At 71.9% G+C, this 14,626-nt stretch carries 14 protein-coding genes; 9 read left to right on the top strand and 5 right to left on the bottom strand.

All coding sequences use genetic code 11. From position 1 onward, the window contains the following. Positions 1-225: 225 nt before the first annotated feature. On the bottom strand, positions 226-486 hold the full coding sequence (locus Sspor_RS18285) for a chorismate mutase (protein ID WP_030712793.1): 261 nt from the start codon (positions 484-486) through the stop codon (positions 226-228). Between the two features lie 302 nt (positions 487-788). On the opposite strand from Sspor_RS18285, the gene guaA reads away from it, so the two are divergent. The 4 genes from guaA to Sspor_RS18265 all read left to right on the top strand — a co-directional run bounded on the left by guaA (position 789) and on the right by Sspor_RS18265 (position 5,155). Continuing rightward, complete coding sequence (guaA, locus tag Sspor_RS18280) at positions 789-2,375, top strand: glutamine-hydrolyzing GMP synthase (RefSeq protein WP_202200112.1); 1,587 nt, start codon at positions 789-791, stop codon at positions 2,373-2,375. Between the two features lie 125 nt (positions 2,376-2,500). Next, positions 2,501-3,262: a class II aldolase/adducin family protein gene (locus Sspor_RS18275; RefSeq protein WP_202200111.1), complete on the top strand. Its 762-nt coding sequence runs from the start codon at positions 2,501-2,503 to the stop codon at positions 3,260-3,262. A 102-nt stretch (positions 3,263-3,364) separates the two neighbouring features. Further along, complete coding sequence (locus Sspor_RS18270; protein WP_202200110.1) at positions 3,365-4,621, top strand: hypothetical protein; 1,257 nt, start codon at positions 3,365-3,367, stop codon at positions 4,619-4,621. An 18-nt stretch (positions 4,622-4,639) separates the two neighbouring features. After that, positions 4,640-5,155, top strand: a complete 516-nt coding sequence (locus Sspor_RS18265) for a TQO small subunit DoxD (RefSeq protein WP_202200109.1) — start codon at positions 4,640-4,642, stop codon at positions 5,153-5,155. On the opposite strand, the gene Sspor_RS18260 is transcribed toward Sspor_RS18265, so the two are convergent. Together Sspor_RS18260 and Sspor_RS18255 are read right to left on the bottom strand one after the other, a co-directional pair. Continuing rightward, positions 5,101-5,325 carry a hypothetical protein gene (locus Sspor_RS18260; protein WP_202200108.1) on the bottom strand — a complete coding sequence of 75 codons (225 nt, stop codon included), beginning with the start codon at positions 5,323-5,325 and terminating at the stop codon, positions 5,101-5,103. The genes Sspor_RS18265 and Sspor_RS18260 overlap by 55 nt on opposite strands. Then, entirely contained in the window at positions 5,312-6,637 is a 1,326-nt protein-coding gene (locus tag Sspor_RS18255) for a PspC domain-containing protein (protein WP_202200107.1), read from the bottom strand. The genes Sspor_RS18260 and Sspor_RS18255 overlap by 14 nt, the downstream gene beginning before the upstream one ends. Positions 6,638-6,768: 131 nt before the next feature. On the opposite strand from Sspor_RS18255, the gene Sspor_RS18250 reads away from it, so the two are divergent. From Sspor_RS18250 to Sspor_RS18240, 3 genes are all read left to right on the top strand, one after another. After that, positions 6,769-8,064: an ATP-binding protein gene (locus Sspor_RS18250; RefSeq protein WP_202200106.1), complete on the top strand. Its 1,296-nt coding sequence runs from the start codon at positions 6,769-6,771 to the stop codon at positions 8,062-8,064. Continuing rightward, the gene (locus Sspor_RS18245; RefSeq protein ID WP_202200105.1) at positions 8,061-8,759 is read left to right on the top strand and encodes a LuxR C-terminal-related transcriptional regulator; all 699 of its coding nucleotides are present in this window, start codon (positions 8,061-8,063) and stop codon (positions 8,757-8,759) included. Before Sspor_RS18250 ends, Sspor_RS18245 begins: the two co-directional genes overlap by 4 nt. A gap of 94 nt (positions 8,760-8,853) precedes the next feature. After that, positions 8,854-9,957 (top strand): alpha/beta hydrolase, encoded by a 1,104-nt coding sequence (locus Sspor_RS18240; RefSeq protein ID WP_202200104.1) that lies wholly within the window; start codon positions 8,854-8,856, stop codon positions 9,955-9,957. 54 nt (positions 9,958-10,011) lie between these two features. Here Sspor_RS18240 and Sspor_RS18235 read toward each other — a convergent pair whose 3' ends face one another. Together Sspor_RS18235 and Sspor_RS18230 are read right to left on the bottom strand one after the other, a co-directional pair. Further along, complete coding sequence (locus Sspor_RS18235; protein ID WP_202200103.1) at positions 10,012-11,082, bottom strand: C40 family peptidase; 1,071 nt, start codon at positions 11,080-11,082, stop codon at positions 10,012-10,014. A gap of 143 nt (positions 11,083-11,225) precedes the next feature. Then, complete coding sequence (locus Sspor_RS18230; protein WP_202200102.1) at positions 11,226-11,579, bottom strand: hypothetical protein; 354 nt, start codon at positions 11,577-11,579, stop codon at positions 11,226-11,228. A gap of 148 nt (positions 11,580-11,727) precedes the next feature. Here Sspor_RS18230 and Sspor_RS18225 point away from each other — a divergent pair, with 148 nt between their 5' ends. Together Sspor_RS18225 and pcrA are read left to right on the top strand one after the other, a co-directional pair. Next, positions 11,728-12,078 carry an ArsR/SmtB family transcription factor gene (locus tag Sspor_RS18225; RefSeq protein ID WP_030712754.1) on the top strand — a complete coding sequence of 117 codons (351 nt, stop codon included), beginning with the start codon at positions 11,728-11,730 and terminating at the stop codon, positions 12,076-12,078. After that, positions 12,062-14,596: a DNA helicase PcrA gene (gene pcrA, locus Sspor_RS18220; RefSeq protein WP_202200101.1), complete on the top strand. Its 2,535-nt coding sequence runs from the start codon at positions 12,062-12,064 to the stop codon at positions 14,594-14,596. Before Sspor_RS18225 ends, pcrA begins: the two co-directional genes overlap by 17 nt. The last annotated feature ends 30 nt before the right edge of the window (positions 14,597-14,626 follow it).

The raw sequence follows: 14,626 nt of genomic DNA, 5'->3' as shown, positions 1-14,626 counted from the left end.
GTCCCCAGGGCCGGCCGTCCTTTACGGGGTGACCGGGCTGCTGTCCCCTGCCGTCCGGTCACGCGAAGGAGCGAGGTCCCACGACGCACGCTCCACGGGGCGTGCGTCTCATCGCTCCAGCGGATCCACGCGTGGTGTTGCGGTTCCGCGGCTGGCTGTCGCGGACATCCTCACCAACGAAGGGCCCCGGGGCCGGTCACGGTCCGGACGGGTGACGAACAGCCGTCACACACGCCCGCGGCACAGCTCCAGCAGGGTCATGGCGAGGGCGGTGCCGGGCTTCCCGAGCGCGTCGCTCCAGTGCGAGAGCACCTCCATCTCGCGCGACAGGTGCACCCGGCGCCCGCCGGACGCGATCCGGGCGTCCTGGATGACCGTCGAGACGGCCATCCGCTCCTGGATCAGGCCGATGATCCGGTCGTCGAGGGCGTCGATGCGCGTACGGGAGTCGGCGATCAGCTGCTCGGGGGTGGTGGTGACGCTCATGGTGTTCTCTCCTGTGGGTCGTGTCGTGCCGGCAGGAGCGGAAACGCGCAAGCGCCCCGGTCCTGTCGGACCGGGGCGCTTGCGGGAAGTCAGTGGCTCAAGCGAGCATCACGAGGACCCATGGCGACCGGACCGACCGGTGCCATAGGTAAAGAGGAAGCTCAGCTGCTTGCGCATGGAACGGATTATTACCGGTCCGTCCCCCTCCGGGCCAACCCGATTCGGATGGTGAGACGAAGAGGGCCCGGCGTCCCCCGTTAGAATCGACAAAACAGCCACCTCTTCCGCCGGAAGGCCGCCCCGTGCCAGAAGCACCCTCCGCCGCCCACGACAGCGCCCCGGACACGGTTCTCGTCGTCGACTTCGGCGCCCAGTACGCCCAGCTCATCGCCCGCCGAGTCCGCGAAGCACGGGTCTACAGCGAGATCGTGCCGAGCTCGATGCCCGTCGACGAGATGCTGGCCAAGAACCCCAAGGCGATCATCCTCTCCGGCGGTCCGTCCTCCGTGTACGAGGAGGGCGCCCCGCAGCTGGACCGTGCGCTTTTCGAGGCCGGCGTCCCCGTCTTCGGCATGTGCTACGGCTTCCAGCTGATGGCGGTCACCCTCGGCGGCCAGGTCGACAACACCGGCGCCCGCGAGTACGGCCGCACCCCGCTGGCCGTCTCCAAGCCCGGCTCCACCCTCTTCGAGGGCACCCCCGACAACCAGTCGGTGTGGATGTCCCACGGTGACGCCTGCTCCGCCGCCCCCGAGGGCTTCACCGTCACCGCGTCGACGAACGTCGTCCCGGTCGCGGCCTTCGAGAACGACGAGAAGAAGCTGTACGGCGTGCAGTACCACCCCGAGGTGATGCACTCCACGCACGGCCAGCAGATCCTGGAGCACTTCCTCTACCGCGGCGCGGGCCTCGCCCCCACCTGGACCACCGGCAACATCGTCGAGGAGCAGATCGCGGCCATCCGCGAGCAGGTCGGCGACAAGCGCGCCATCTGCGGTCTCTCCGGCGGCGTGGACTCCGCGGTCGCCGCGGCCCTCGTGCAGAAGGCCATCGGCTCGCAGCTGACCTGCGTCTACGTCGACCACGGTCTGATGCGCAAGGGCGAGACCGAGCAGGTCGAGAAGGACTTCGTCGCCGCGACCGGCGTGCAGCTGAAGGTCGTCGACGCGCAGGAGCGCTTCCTGAACGCCCTGGCCGGCGTCTCCGACCCGGAGACCAAGCGCAAGATCATCGGCCGTGAGTTCATCCGCGTCTTCGAGCAGGCGCAGCTGGAGATCCTCCAGGAGGACGGCCCCGCGGTCGCGTTCCTGGTCCAGGGCACCCTGTACCCGGACGTCGTCGAGTCCGGCGGCGGCACCGGCACCGCCAACATCAAGTCCCACCACAACGTGGGCGGGCTCCCCGACGACATCGAGTTCGAGCTCGTCGAGCCGCTGCGCCAGCTGTTCAAGGACGAGGTCCGGATGGTCGGCCAGGAGCTCGGCCTGCCCGACGAGATCGTCCAGCGCCAGCCCTTCCCGGGCCCCGGCCTCGGCATCCGCATCGTCGGCGAGGTCACCAAGGAGCGCCTGGACCTGCTGCGCGAGGCCGACGCCATCGCCCGCCACGAGCTCACCGCGGCCGGCCTGGACCGCGAGATCTGGCAGTGCCCGGTCGTCCTGCTCGCGGACGTCCGCAGCGTCGGCGTCCAGGGCGACGGCCGCACCTACGGCCACCCGATCGTGCTGCGCCCCGTCTCCTCCGAGGACGCGATGACCGCGGACTGGACGCGCATGCCGTACGAGGTCCTCGCCCGGATCTCGACCCGCATCACCAACGAGGTACCGGAGGTGAACCGGGTGGTCCTCGACTGCACGAGCAAGCCCCCGGGCACCATCGAGTGGGAGTAGTCCCACCCGGATCGCCGTGAAGCCGCCGCCCCGCACCCGCGGGCGGCGGCTTCGCCGTTCCTCTGGCCACTTGGCAGGGGCCCGGGTACCTTGCGCGGCGAACCGAGCCGTCCGAAGGAGCGCCCATGCCGGACCAGCCCGTACCCGTGCCCGTGGAGCGGCTGGGCTTCGAGATGCCGCCCGTGCACGACACCGCCGAAGCGGCGCGCGCCCACCGCAAGGAGCGGCTCGCCGAGGCGCTGCGGCTGCTGGGGCGCCTCGGGTACGACGAAGGGGTGGCGGGGCAGGTCACCGCCCGGGACCCGGAGTTCGAGGACTGCTACTGGGTGAACCCCTTCGGCCGGGCCTTCGCCGGGCTCACCGCCGACGACCTGCTGCTGGTCGACGGGGACGGGCGTGTGGTCCGGGGCGGGCGCCGGGTCAACCAGCTGGCCTTCGCCGTGCACGCGGCCGTCCACCGCCGGCGCCCCGAAGTCGTCGCCGTCGTCCGCGCGCAGGGCCCCTACGGCCGTGCCCTCGCGGCCCTGGGCGAGCTGCTGGCCCCGATCACCGAGGAGGCCTGCGCCTTCTACGAGGACCACGCGCTCCTCGACGAGTACACCGGAGCCGACGAGCCGGAGCGGACCGCGCTCGCGCTCGGCCCGTACAAGGCCCTGGTCCTGCGCAACCGGGGACTGCTGACGGTGGGGGACTCCGTGGACGCCGCGGTCTGGTGGTTCATCGAGGCGGAACGGGCCGCGCAGGTGCAGCTGACCGCCCGCGCCGCCGGGAAGCCGGTGCCCATCGACCACCGTGCCGCGGCCCTGACGCGCGAGCGGTTCGGGTCCGATCTGGCCGCCTGGGTGAGCTACCAGCCACTCAGGGAGCTGGTGGCGTCAACATCATGAACCGTTAATCACCTGCTCTGACATCGTGCGCAATCCGGAGCACTGCCGCAGTGGTGCACAATTCGCTGGCATTGCACCGAAGTTCAGAGAGGCGGCACGTACGTGGCTGTCCAAGAGATGTCCCGAAGCACCCATACGACCGCCTGCGCCTGCGACGAGTGCGCCCGCGAGGGCCACCGCCGCGCGGTCGCCGCGTTCCTGGAGAAGCGCGACGAGTTCGCCTCCGGGCAGGGCGTGCCGGCCGCGGTGGCCCACTCGCTCGGCGCCTCCCGGCAGTGGGTCTCCGACGAGCTGACCCTGTCCGCCCGCACCGTCGCCGACCGGGGCCGGGAGGCAGGGAACTCCTGGCTGTACCTGTTCTCGCGGCGGGCCGTCCTCGCCGTCTGGATCGCCGCCGGGGTCCTGCTGCTGGTGCAGGTCGCCGCCGCGCTCGGCACCGGCTGGTCCACGGCGCGCACCGCCGGGCTGCTGGCGGCCCTGGTACTGGCCGGGCTGCTCACGGTCGCGGCCCGCGCCCAGTCCGTGCGCGGCGGGCTGCTCGCCCCGCTGGTCGGTGAGGACAACCGGCTGTCCACCTCGAAGGCGGTGCCCAGCGCCTGGGTGGTGCTGACGGCCTTCGCCACGCTGCTGCCCGCGCTGCGGCTGGCCGCCTCGGCGCCCGGGCCCGAACGGCAGGCGCTCTACGCGGGCCTCGCGCTGGACCGGGCGCTGCCGCTGCTGGCGGTGGTCTCGCTGACCTCGGCCGTGGCGGTGCTGGTGCGCCGGGTGGTCTCCGTGCGGATCGCGGGCCAGCGGTTGCAGAAGCTGCCCGCCGACCGGCCGCGCGGGGCGGACCTCCTGACGGACGACGCGGGCCGCGGGAGCTTCCCGGACGCGCAGTACGTGCTCGTCTCGACGGTGGTCCTCGCCTACGCGGCGGCCTCGCTGGCGCGCTTCCCCGACCGGCTGCCGCAGCTGCCCTGGGCGCTGGCCCTGCTGGTGGCCCTGTCGGCCGCGGTGTACCTGGCGGCGAAGTACGCGGAGGGCAGCCGCCCGCTGGTGCTGTCGGTGGTGCGCAGACGGGAGCCCGGGGACCTGGACGCGGCCGTCCGCCCCGGGGACGACATCGAGATCCGGGGCGTGGGCTTCGTGCCGCCCGGCGCGCAGACGCCGGAGATGCTGGCCCGTCTGGTGGTACGGATCGGGGCGGTGCACGTGCACGTGCCGCTGGTCCCGGTGGCGGGCGGATTCACCAACCCCTCCGACGCCGTACTGACGGTTCCGGTCCCGGCGGAGGTGGAGCCGGGCCGCGTCGAGGTCCAGGTGGTCACCGCCGCAGGGGTGGAATCCAACCGCTGCACCATCGATGTTGCCGAGTGATCGGGGTACACATGTCCCGTGAACCGAACCGATGTTCTTGAAACCGGCACCCCCAGCGTCGCGGCGGGGCTGCGTGAGCTGGCCTCCCGGCACGCGCTGCTGCCCCTGCGGCTCTTCCTCGGCGTGACCTTCGTGTACGCGGGGATCGACAAACTGACCGACCCGGCGTTCCTCTCCGCCTCCGGGGACGGTTCCATCGGCGACCTGATGCGCGGGGTGCGCGACACCTCCGCGATCCCCGCCATGGTGGACCTGGCGCTGAACTCACCCGTCGGCTTCGCCGTCGCCCTGGCCATCGGGGAGATCCTGGTCGGCCTCGGGGCCCTGGCCGGCCTGCTGACCCGCATCGCGGCCGTCGGCGGGGCGCTGATCGCGCTCAGCCTGTGGCTCACGGTGTCGTGGGCGGTGACCCCGTACTACTACGGCAACGACCTGATCTACATGATGGCGTGGACCCCGCTGATCCTCGCCGGGGCGCCCTACCTGTCGCTGGACTCGGTGATCCGGTCGCGCCTGTCCCGGCGCACGGCATAGGTCACCAGCCCGACCAGCGCGGCGAGCGAGAGCCCGCCCATGGCGATCGGGACGACCGCGAACCACGGCAGGTCCGCCTCGCCGGTGCTGTCGAGCAGGTAGAGCACGCCCGCCACGGTCAGGGCCAGCCCCGCGATCAGCCGTCCCGGCTGGAACTCATGACGCCGCACGGGCCACCTCCACCTGTCCGAAGTCCGCGCCGAGGTGCAGTTCGATCGTGCCGCCGGCCTCGGTGCCGGCCGCCGGCGCGAGGGTTTCCGTACGGTTCTGCGGTCCGGCCCGCTCGATCCGGTCCGCCCGGTCCCCGGGCATCTGTACGTCGCCCACCCGCCGGATGGTGACATCGGCCAGGGCGGTGACCTCCCGCGGCAGGACCACCTTGAGCCGGCCCGCGTCGATGGACGCCTCGACGGCGACCGTGGTGCCCTTCGGCACGTCCAGGCGGCTCAGGTCCAGCGTGGCCAGCCCGGTCCCCGCCTCGTACACGGGCTTCACGTCGGCCACCGCGGCCGGACGCCACTCGACCTCCCGCCAGTCCGTGCCGATCTCCCGGGGCAGTACGGCCGCGCCCGCGAGCAGGCCCGCGGTGCACACGGCCAGCACGATCGTGCCGAAGCCGGTGCGTCCCAGCAGGGAGCTGACTGCGAGGCCCAGACCGAAGACGACCAGCGCGGCGGCGAGCCCGGTCTGCAGGGCCTCGCCGAGCGGGTTGCCCTCCCAAGTGGCGGCGGTCCCGGCGATCGCGGCCAGCAGCGCCAGTACGAACACCCGGCCGCCGATGCCGCCGCGCGGGCGGGCCGGGGCGACGGGCGCCTTCGCGGCCGCCGCGGGGGTGCGGCCGGTCACCGCCGCGTCGGCGGTGTCGTCGGGCCCCCACAGGTAGCCCGTCCCGCCGACCGGCCCGGTCGTACCGTCCTTGACCAGCGGGTCCCGCCACCAGGACGGGCCGCCGGGAGTGGGCGGCGCCTGCGTCTCCGGCGGGGCCGGCGAGTGCGCGGCCCGGGAGGCATGACCGGCCGGGGCGGGCGCCTGCGCCTCGGGCCGGCCGGAGTGCCGCTTGCGCTGCGACCAGTACGAGGCCCCGCCCAGCGCGAGGACGACCAGCACCGAGAAGGCCGCCAGCCCGCCGTTGTCCAGCATCGACAGGAACAGCGCGCAGCCCACCAGCGCGGCGAACACCGCCGCCAGGGTGGCGCCCTCGACCCGGCCGGTCAGCAGCTTCTTCGCCTCGCTGTCCTCCTCGTCCTCCTGCGGGAGCAGCAGCCACGCGAAGCCGTAGAAGATCAGACCGACGCCGCCGGTGATAGCGAGGACACCGAGGACGACGCGGAAGACCACCGGGTCCAGGTCGAAGTACCGGCCGAGGCCGCCGCACACGCCCGCGAGGACCTTGTCGCGCTTGCTGCGGTGCAGGGGCGGCCTGGCATCGGCGGCCGGCGGGGCCCCGTGCCCGGTCGGCGGGGCGTCGTGTACTTCGGTCATGGGTCCATGGTGACGGGCCGCCGGAGCGCGCGGCATCCGGCCCTACCCTGGTGCAACCCTGATATCCCCCCGGTCGATCTGGGGGGATGCCCTGATGCCCCGCCCCCACCGGGCATGTGACCCTTGGTGACATGCCCGTAGCCGCCGCTCCCCGTACCCCGCACGCACCGGACGCCGACGAGGTCCCGCAGCGCAAGCTCTACCGCAGCGCCGACGGCCGGATGCTCGGCGGTGTCGCGCGCGGTCTCGCCGGGCACCTCGGGCTGCCGGTGGGCTGGGTCCGGCTGGCGTTCCTCCTGCTGTTCATGTGGGGCGACGGACTGGGGGTGCTGCTGTACGCCGCGTTCTGGGTCTTCGTACCGCTCGGCGTCGGCGGCCGGACCGGGCACCGCTCCTTCTTCGAGAACCTCCCCGACGGCACCCGCCGGCTGCGCAAACCCGACCGGGGGCAGATCACCGCGCTGATCGCGCTGTTCGTCGGCGCGGGCATCTTCATCTCCAAGGTCCAGGCCGGCGGTGCGTCCGGCCGGTACGTGTGGCCGACGCTGCTGGTCGGGGCCGGGGTGGTGCTCGTATGGCGACAGGCCGACAACGCCCGCCGCGCCCACTGGTCGACGGCCGCCGGACGCAACGGCCGGCTCTTCCAGGCCGCGCGGGCCCTCGCGGGCGTCGCCCTGGTCGGGGTGGGCCTGACCGTCTTCATCGTCGTACGGGGCTCCGCCGCGCAGCTCGGCAACGTCCTCACGGCCACGCTCGCCGTCCTCGTCGGCGTGGCCCTGCTGGCCGGACCCTGGCTGATCCGGATGACCCAGGACCTCTCCGAGGAACGCCTGATGCGCATCCGCGCCCAGGAGCGGGCCGAGGTCGCCGCCCACGTGCACGACTCGGTGCTGCACACCCTGACCCTGATCCAGCGCAACGCGGAGGACGTCTCCGAGGTCCGCCGCCTCGCGCGGGCGCAGGAACGCGAACTGCGGAACTGGCTCTACAAGCCCGAGGGCACCGGCAAGGACGAGGCGGAGGAGCCGGCCACCCTCGCGGAGGCCGTGAAGAAGACCGCCGCCGAGGTGGAGGACCACCACGGCGTCCCGATCGAGGTCGTGGTCGTCGGCGACTGCCCGCTCGACGAACGGCTGGCCGCACAGGTCCAGGCCGCGCGCGAGGCGATGGTCAACGCCGCCAAGTACGGTGGCGAGGGCGGGCCCGTACAGGTGTACGCGGAGGTGGAGGGGCAGACGGTGTTCGTGTCCGTACGGGACCGGGGACCGGGCTTCGACATCGACGCGGTACCGGGCGACCGCATGGGCGTACGAGAATCGATCATCGGCCGGATGCAGCGCAACGGCGGGACCGCACGGCTGCGGTCCGCGCCCGACGGCGGCACGGAAGTCGAGCTGGAGATGGAGAGGGCGGCGAACACAGCATGACCGAGGCCGGAGAGAACGCGGGCGTGGGGGAGACCAGGCGGGTCCGGGTGGTGCTCGTCGACGACCACCGGATGTTCCGTACGGGCGTACAGGCCGAGATCGGAGAGACCGACCGCACCGGCGTCGAGGTCGTCGGCGAGGCGGCCGACGTGGACCAGGCGGTCACCGTCATCACCGCCACCCGGCCGGAGGTGGTCCTGCTCGACGTGCACCTGCCCGGCGGCGGTGGCGTCGAGGTGCTGCGGCGCTGCGCCCCGCTGATGTCGGCCGCCGAGAACCCGGTGCGGTTCCTGGCCCTGTCGGTGTCGGACGCGGCCGAGGACGTCATCGGGGTCATCCGGGGCGGTGCGCGCGGGTACGTCACCAAGACCATCACCGGCACCGACCTCGTGGACTCGGTCTTCCGCGTACAGGACGGGGACGCGGTGTTCTCGCCGCGGCTGGCGGGCTTCGTGCTCGACGCGTTCGCCTCGACGGACGCGCCCCCGGTCGACGAGGACCTGGACCGGCTCACGCAGCGCGAGCGCGAGGTGCTGCGGCTGATCGCGCGCGGGTACGCGTACAAGGAGATCGCCAAGCAGCTCTTCATCTCGGTGAAGACGGTGGAGTCGCACGTCTCGGCCGTCCTGCGCAAGCTCCAGCTCTCCAACCGGCACGAACTGACCCGCTGGGCGACGGCCCGCCGTCTGGTCTGAGTCCCCGGTGTCCGGCGTCTGACCTGCGGTGTGACCCACGCCGCAGGCCGACCTGGCAACCGGGAGCGCATACGCCGCCCTCTAGGCTGGCGTGATGAGCTTGACCGGTACACCCTTCTTCGCGACGGTGATCGCCCTGACGGCGATGGCCGTCGTCCTTCCGCTGGCCGTGTGGAGCAAGGTGCGCGGCCCGGCCGCCGTGCGTACCGTGCTGCGCGCGCTGATGGTGGTGTTCGCTCAGGTCACGGCCGTCGCCGTGGTGTTCGTCGCGGTCAACCGGGCCGAGCACTTCTACGCGTCCTGGAGCGACCTGTTCGGGACCGGCAAGTACGTCACGGCCGCCCCCGACCTCGGCCCGGACGGGCTCGGCGGCAAGAAGGTCGAAGAGGCGCCGAAGGTCAAGCAGGAGTTCCAGCCCGTGGAGGGGCTGGGCGGCCGGGTCAGGAAGACCGAGCTCGACGGCAAGATCTCCGGGGTCAAGGGCGACGTCATGGTGTGGCTGCCGCCGCAGTACGACGACCCGGCCTACAAGGACAAGAAGTTCCCGGTGGTCGAGCTGATACCCGGCATACCGGGCACGGGCAAGTCCTGGTTCCAGGGGCTCAAGGCGCACGAGGTGCTGGAGCCGATGATGAAGAGCGGCAAGGTGCAGCCGTTCATCCTGGTCTCACCGCGCGCCATGCTGCTCGGCAACGGCGACACCGGCTGCGCCAACATCCCCGGCAAGGTCAACGCGGACAGCTGGTTCAGCGTCGACGTCCGCAAGATGGTCGTCGACAACTTCCGGGCCTCGGACGAGGCCCGCACCTGGGGCGTGGCCGGCTACTCGGCCGGCGCCTACTGCGCGGCCAAGCTCGCGATCGCCCACCCCGACCGCTACAGCGCTGCCGTCTCCCTGTCCGGCTACAACGACCCGGGGCAGGAGCCCTCGTCGCTGGTCGCCAAGGACCCCGAACTGCGCAAGACGCACAACCTGAAGAACGTCCTGCAGGCCGCGCCCACTCCGCCGCCGGTGTCGCTGTGGATGTCGGGGGCCGAGCAGGACGGCTACCTGTCCGGCACGGACCTCAAGGCGATCGCCAAGAGCCCGACCGCGGTGCACGCGGAGAAGGTCGTCGGCGGGCACAACCTCGAGTCGTGGTCCAAGCAGCTGCCCCAGACCTTCGGCTGGCTGAGCGGCATCGTCAAGGCCCCGTAGCCCGCGCACACCCCCGCGTCCGCCGATCGGCGGACGCCGCCCGGGGCCGAGGGGTCACGCGGGGCGGGAGGCTCCGGCCCAGGGCATCGAGTCGATCGGCGCCAGCCGGACCGTCGAGCCGGGGCGCGGGGCGTGGATCATCTGGCCGTTGCCGACGTAGAGGCCGACGTGGGTCACCCCGGAGTAGAAGAACACCAGGTCGCCGGGGGCCAGCTGGTCGCGGGACACGCGCCGGCCGGCGTTGATCTGGGTGTAGGTGGTGCGGGGCAGGGAGACCCCGGCCGAACGCCAGGCCGCCTGGGTCAGGCCGGAGCAGTCGAAGGACCCCGGGCCCGTGGCGCCCCAGACGTACGGCTTGCCGATCGCCGTGTACGCGAAGGCCACGGCGCGGGCCGCGCGCGAACCGTCGGACGGGGGCGGGGGCGTGCTGTCCCGGGACCCGGCTGACGCGGCGGACGGGGCGGGTGCGGCGGCGGGACCGCCGGGCGACTGGGCCTCGTAGGCGGCCCGCTCCTCGGCGGTGAGCCGGGCCAGCAGGTTCTTGGCGGTGGTGAGCTTCTCCTCGATCACGGCCTTGTGCCCGGCGAGTTCGTCCTGCCGGGAGCGGAGGTCGGCGAGCCGCCCGGCGGCCTGCTCGCGGAGCTTGCCGACCTCGTCGAGCCGGCGGCGCACGGTGGTGATCCCGGCGGCGTTGCGGTCCCCGGCGCGCGCGATGAAGGCGGCCTGGGAGAGGTACTCCTGCGGGTCGGACGCCAGCGCGAGCTGGACGGCGGTGCCGAGGGACCCGCTGCGGTACTGGGAGGCGGCGAGCGTGCCGAGCGCGCTGCGGGCGGTGTTGAGCTGGTCGGTCTTGCGGGCGGTCTCCTCGCGCAGTCCGGTCAGTGCGCGTTCGGCCTCGTCCGCCTGCTCCTTCGCCCCGTTGTACTGCTCGGTCGCCGCCTCGGCCTCCTCGTAGAGCCGGTCCACCTCCGACTTCACCTGGGCGGGGGTGAGGCGGGGGTCGGCCTGGGCGGCGCCTTCGAAGGCGGTGGCGGTGGCAGCGCCCGCGAGGGCGAGGGTGGCGGCGGTCGCCCGTACCGGGCCGCCTGAGAGCGTGCGCTGCCTGGGCTTTCGATGACTGGCCACGAGGGCCTCACGTCCTTCCTCGGTCGGTGCTTGGAGGAGGACGCTAGACCCGGAGGTAACGGGCGGATGACGGGATGATCGTAAGTGGCTCGATACGACCGGAGTCGGCCGTCAAGGACCGGAGTGGATCGTTCCGGTGTGGGTCAGTGCCAGAGAACGGCGATGAAGATGTTGATCACGGTCAAACCGCCGACCGCACCGAAGAGCGCCTTGTCCACGTGCTCCTCGTCGCGCTTGACGTAGACGAGGCAGAGGATCACGAAGAGGAGCGCGAGCTTCACGCCGACCTTGACGTTGTTGACGGGGGTCCCGTCCATCTGGTTGAAGCCGACCAGGAGTACGCCGGTGACGAGCATCGTGAGCGCGCCGTGCAGCATGGCGGGCGTGAAACGGGCGGTGCCCGCGCTCATCGCCTTCATCTGGGTCAGGAAGCCGCCGAGCAGCGCGGCGATCCCGATGATGTGCAGGCCGACGAAGGCACTGATGAGTACGTCCATGGCGTCGAGCGTACGAGGCGCTCCGGTCGGCCGAAGAAGCGGGTCGGCTCGTCCGTTCGAGGATTTCGTACGGCCGAGTGTGAGTGGACTGTACGAAATCTTCGAATGGTCTGGCCGTGTCCGTACGAGAACTGCGTACAGTGGGGTCATGCCTGCTGCCGCCGCCGAGCCGACCCACCCCGCCGCCGACCGCATCGAGCTGGTCGAGGTCCTCGCGGCGCTCGGACACCCCGTCCGGCTGGAGATCGTCCGCAAGCTGGCCTCCGGCGAGGAGGCGTTCTGCGGCGAGGTCGTCCCCGACCTGCCCCGGTCCAGCGTCACGCACCACCTCAAGACGCTGCGGGAGAGCGGGCTCATCTGCCAGCGCCCCCAGGGCCGCAAGCTCTTCCTCGCGCTGCGCCGCGAGGACCTGGAGCTCCGTTTCCCCGGTCTGCTCGAACTCGTGCTGGCCTGTCGGTCCCGCCCCCTAGACTCGGAATGCGATGAGCAGCCTCTTTGACGACAGTTTCCTGGCGGACCTCACTCCCTCCGACGAGGTCCCGCCGCCGCCCGAGGACCACGCCGCCCCGGAGGCGGGCGCGGACGATCTCTTCGGGGGCGCCTTCGACGTACCCATGAGCGGGGACGCGTACTACCGGGACGGCGCCCCCAGGCCCGTCATCGACCCGGCGACGCTCCTGGACGGGCTCAACGAGCAGCAGCGCGCGGCCGTGGTGCACGCGGGCTCCCCGCTGCTCATCGTGGCGGGCGCCGGCTCCGGCAAGACCCGGGTGCTGACCCACCGCATCGGACACCTGCTGTCCGCGCGCAACGTCCACCCCGGCCAGATCCTGGCGATCACCTTCACCAACAAGGCCGCCGGTGAGATGAAGGAGCGCGTCGAGGGCCTGGTCGGCCCGCGCGCGAACGCCATGTGGGTCTCCACCTTCCACAGCGCGTGCGTGCGCATCCTGCGCCGCGAGTCCAAGCGCCTCGGCTTCACGTCCTCGTTCTCGATCTACGACGCGGCCGACTCGAAGCGCCTGATGGCGCTCGTCTGCCGCGACCTGGACCTGGACCCGAAGAAGTTCCCGCCCAAGGCCTTCAACGCCAAGATCTCGAACCTCAAGAACGAGCTCATCGACGAGGACGCCTTCGCCGGCCAGGCCGCCGACGGTTTCGAGAAGACGCTCGCCCAGGCGTACGCGATGTACCAGGGGCGGCTGCGCGAGGCCAACGCGCTCGACTTCGACGACATCATCATGACCACGGTCCACCTGCTCCAGGCGTTCCCGGACGTCGCCGAGCACTACCGGCGCCGCTTCCGGCACGTCCTCGTCGACGAGTACCAGGACACCAACCACGCCCAGTACACGCTCGTGCGCGAGCTGGTGGGCGCCGGCTATCCCGACCTGCCCCCGGCGGAGCTGTGCGTGGTGGGTGACGCCGACCAGTCGATCTACGCCTTCCGCGGCGCGACCATCCGCAACATCCTCCAGTTCGAGGAGGACTACAAGGACGCGACGACGATCCTGCTGGAGCAGAACTACCGCTCCACGCAGACGATCCTCTCCGCCGCCAACGCGGTCATCGAGCGCAACGAGAACCGCCGCGCCAAGAACCTGTGGACCCAGGCCGGCACCGGCGCCGTCATCACCGGCTACGTCGCCGACACCGAACACGACGAGGCGCAGTTCGTCGCCGACGAGATCGACCGGCTCACCGACGCGGGCGACGCCAAGGCGGGCGACGTGGCGATCTTCTACCGGACCAACGCGCAGTCCCGTGTGTTCGAGGAGATCTTCATCCGGGTCGGACTGCCCTACAAGGTCGTCGGCGGCGTCCGCTTCTACGAGCGCAAGGAGGTCCGCGACGTCCTCGCGTACCTGCGCGTCCTCGCGAACCCCGAGGACAACGTCCCGCTGCGGCGCATCCTGAACGTGCCCAAGCGCGGCATCGGCGAGCGCGCCGAGGCGATGATCGACGCCCTCGCGCTGCGCGAGAAGATCACCTTCCCGCAGGCGCTGCGCCGCGTGGACGAGGCCTTCGGCATGGCGGCGCGCTCCACCAACGCGGTGAAGCGGTTCAACGTGCTGATGGAGGAGCTGCGCACGATCGTCGACTCGGGCGCGGGCCCGGCGGTGGTGCTGGAGGCGGTCCTGGAGCGGACGGGCTACCTCGCCGAGCTCCAGGCGTCGACCGACCCGCAGGACGAGACGCGCATCGAGAACCTTCAGGAGCTCGCGGCGGTCGCGCTGGAGTTCGAGCAGGCGCGGGAGGCCGCGGTAGCCGAGGCCGCCGAGACCGGGGCCCCGGCTCCCGGCTCCGGCACCCTGGCCGAGTTCCTGGAGCAGGTCGCGCTGGTCGCCGACTCCGACCAGATCCCGGACGAGGACACCGAGGGCACGGGCGTCATCACGCTGATGACCCTGCACACCGCCAAGGGCCTCGAATTCCCGGTGGTCTTCCTGACCGGCATGGAGGACGGGGTCTTCCCGCACATGCGCGCACTGGGCCAGACCAAGGAGCTGGAGGAGGAGCGCCGCCTCGCCTACGTCGGCATCACGCGGGCGCGCGAGCGGCTGTACCTGACCCGCTCCAGCATGCGCAGCGCGTGGGGCACCCCCTCGTACAACCCGCCGTCGCGGTTCCTGGAGGAGATTCCGGCGGAGTACCTCCAGTGGAAGCGGACGGGCGCGACGCAGAAGCCGGCGGGTCCGATGCGCGGCTCGTCGTACGGGTCGTCGTACGGGTCCTCGTCGTCCGGATCGGGCAAGGCGACGTTCGGCACCTCGCCGGAGGCCTTCCTGTCCTCGTCGCGTACGAAGTCCGGCCCGTCCGGTTTCGCCACGCGGCGGGCCGCCGACAAGCCGGTCGTCGCCCTGGTGGTCGGGGACCGGGTCACGCACGACCAGTTCGGGCTCGGCACCGTCATGGAGGTCAGGGGAGCGGGCGCGGACGCGCAGGCCACCATCGACTTCGGGGACGACAAGCCCAAGCGGCTGCTGCTGCGCTACGCGCCGGTCCAGAAGCTGTAGGACCGGAGGACGACAGACGGCCGCGCGGCC

It is taken from the genome of Streptomyces spororaveus, assembly GCF_016755875.1.
GTDB classification, from domain to species: Bacteria; Actinomycetota; Actinomycetes; order Streptomycetales; family Streptomycetaceae; genus Streptomyces; species Streptomyces spororaveus.
This window is presented reverse-complemented; position numbering and strand designations above follow the sequence as displayed.

Bases quoted from the DNA above. Each gene is read 5' to 3' on its own strand.
- pcrA (WP_202200101.1), top strand. From the start codon at position 12,062: ATGAGCAGCCTCTTTGACGACAGTTTCCTGGCGGACCTCACTCCCTCC.
- Sspor_RS18275 (WP_202200111.1), top strand. From the start codon at position 2,501: ATGCCGGACCAGCCCGTACCCGTGCCCGTGGAGCGGCTGGGCTTCGAG.
- Sspor_RS18225 (WP_030712754.1), top strand. From the start codon at position 11,728: ATGCCTGCTGCCGCCGCCGAGCCGACCCACCCCGCCGCCGACCGCATC.
- Sspor_RS18245 (WP_202200105.1), top strand. From the start codon at position 8,061: ATGACCGAGGCCGGAGAGAACGCGGGCGTGGGGGAGACCAGGCGGGTC.
- Sspor_RS18285 (WP_030712793.1), bottom strand. From the start codon at position 486: ATGAGCGTCACCACCACCCCCGAGCAGCTGATCGCCGACTCCCGTACG.
- Sspor_RS18240 (WP_202200104.1), top strand. From the start codon at position 8,854: ATGAGCTTGACCGGTACACCCTTCTTCGCGACGGTGATCGCCCTGACG.
- Sspor_RS18255 (WP_202200107.1), bottom strand. From the start codon at position 6,637: ATGACCGAAGTACACGACGCCCCGCCGACCGGGCACGGGGCCCCGCCG.
- Sspor_RS18250 (WP_202200106.1), top strand. From the start codon at position 6,769: ATGCCCGTAGCCGCCGCTCCCCGTACCCCGCACGCACCGGACGCCGAC.
- Sspor_RS18230 (WP_202200102.1), bottom strand. From the start codon at position 11,579: ATGGACGTACTCATCAGTGCCTTCGTCGGCCTGCACATCATCGGGATC.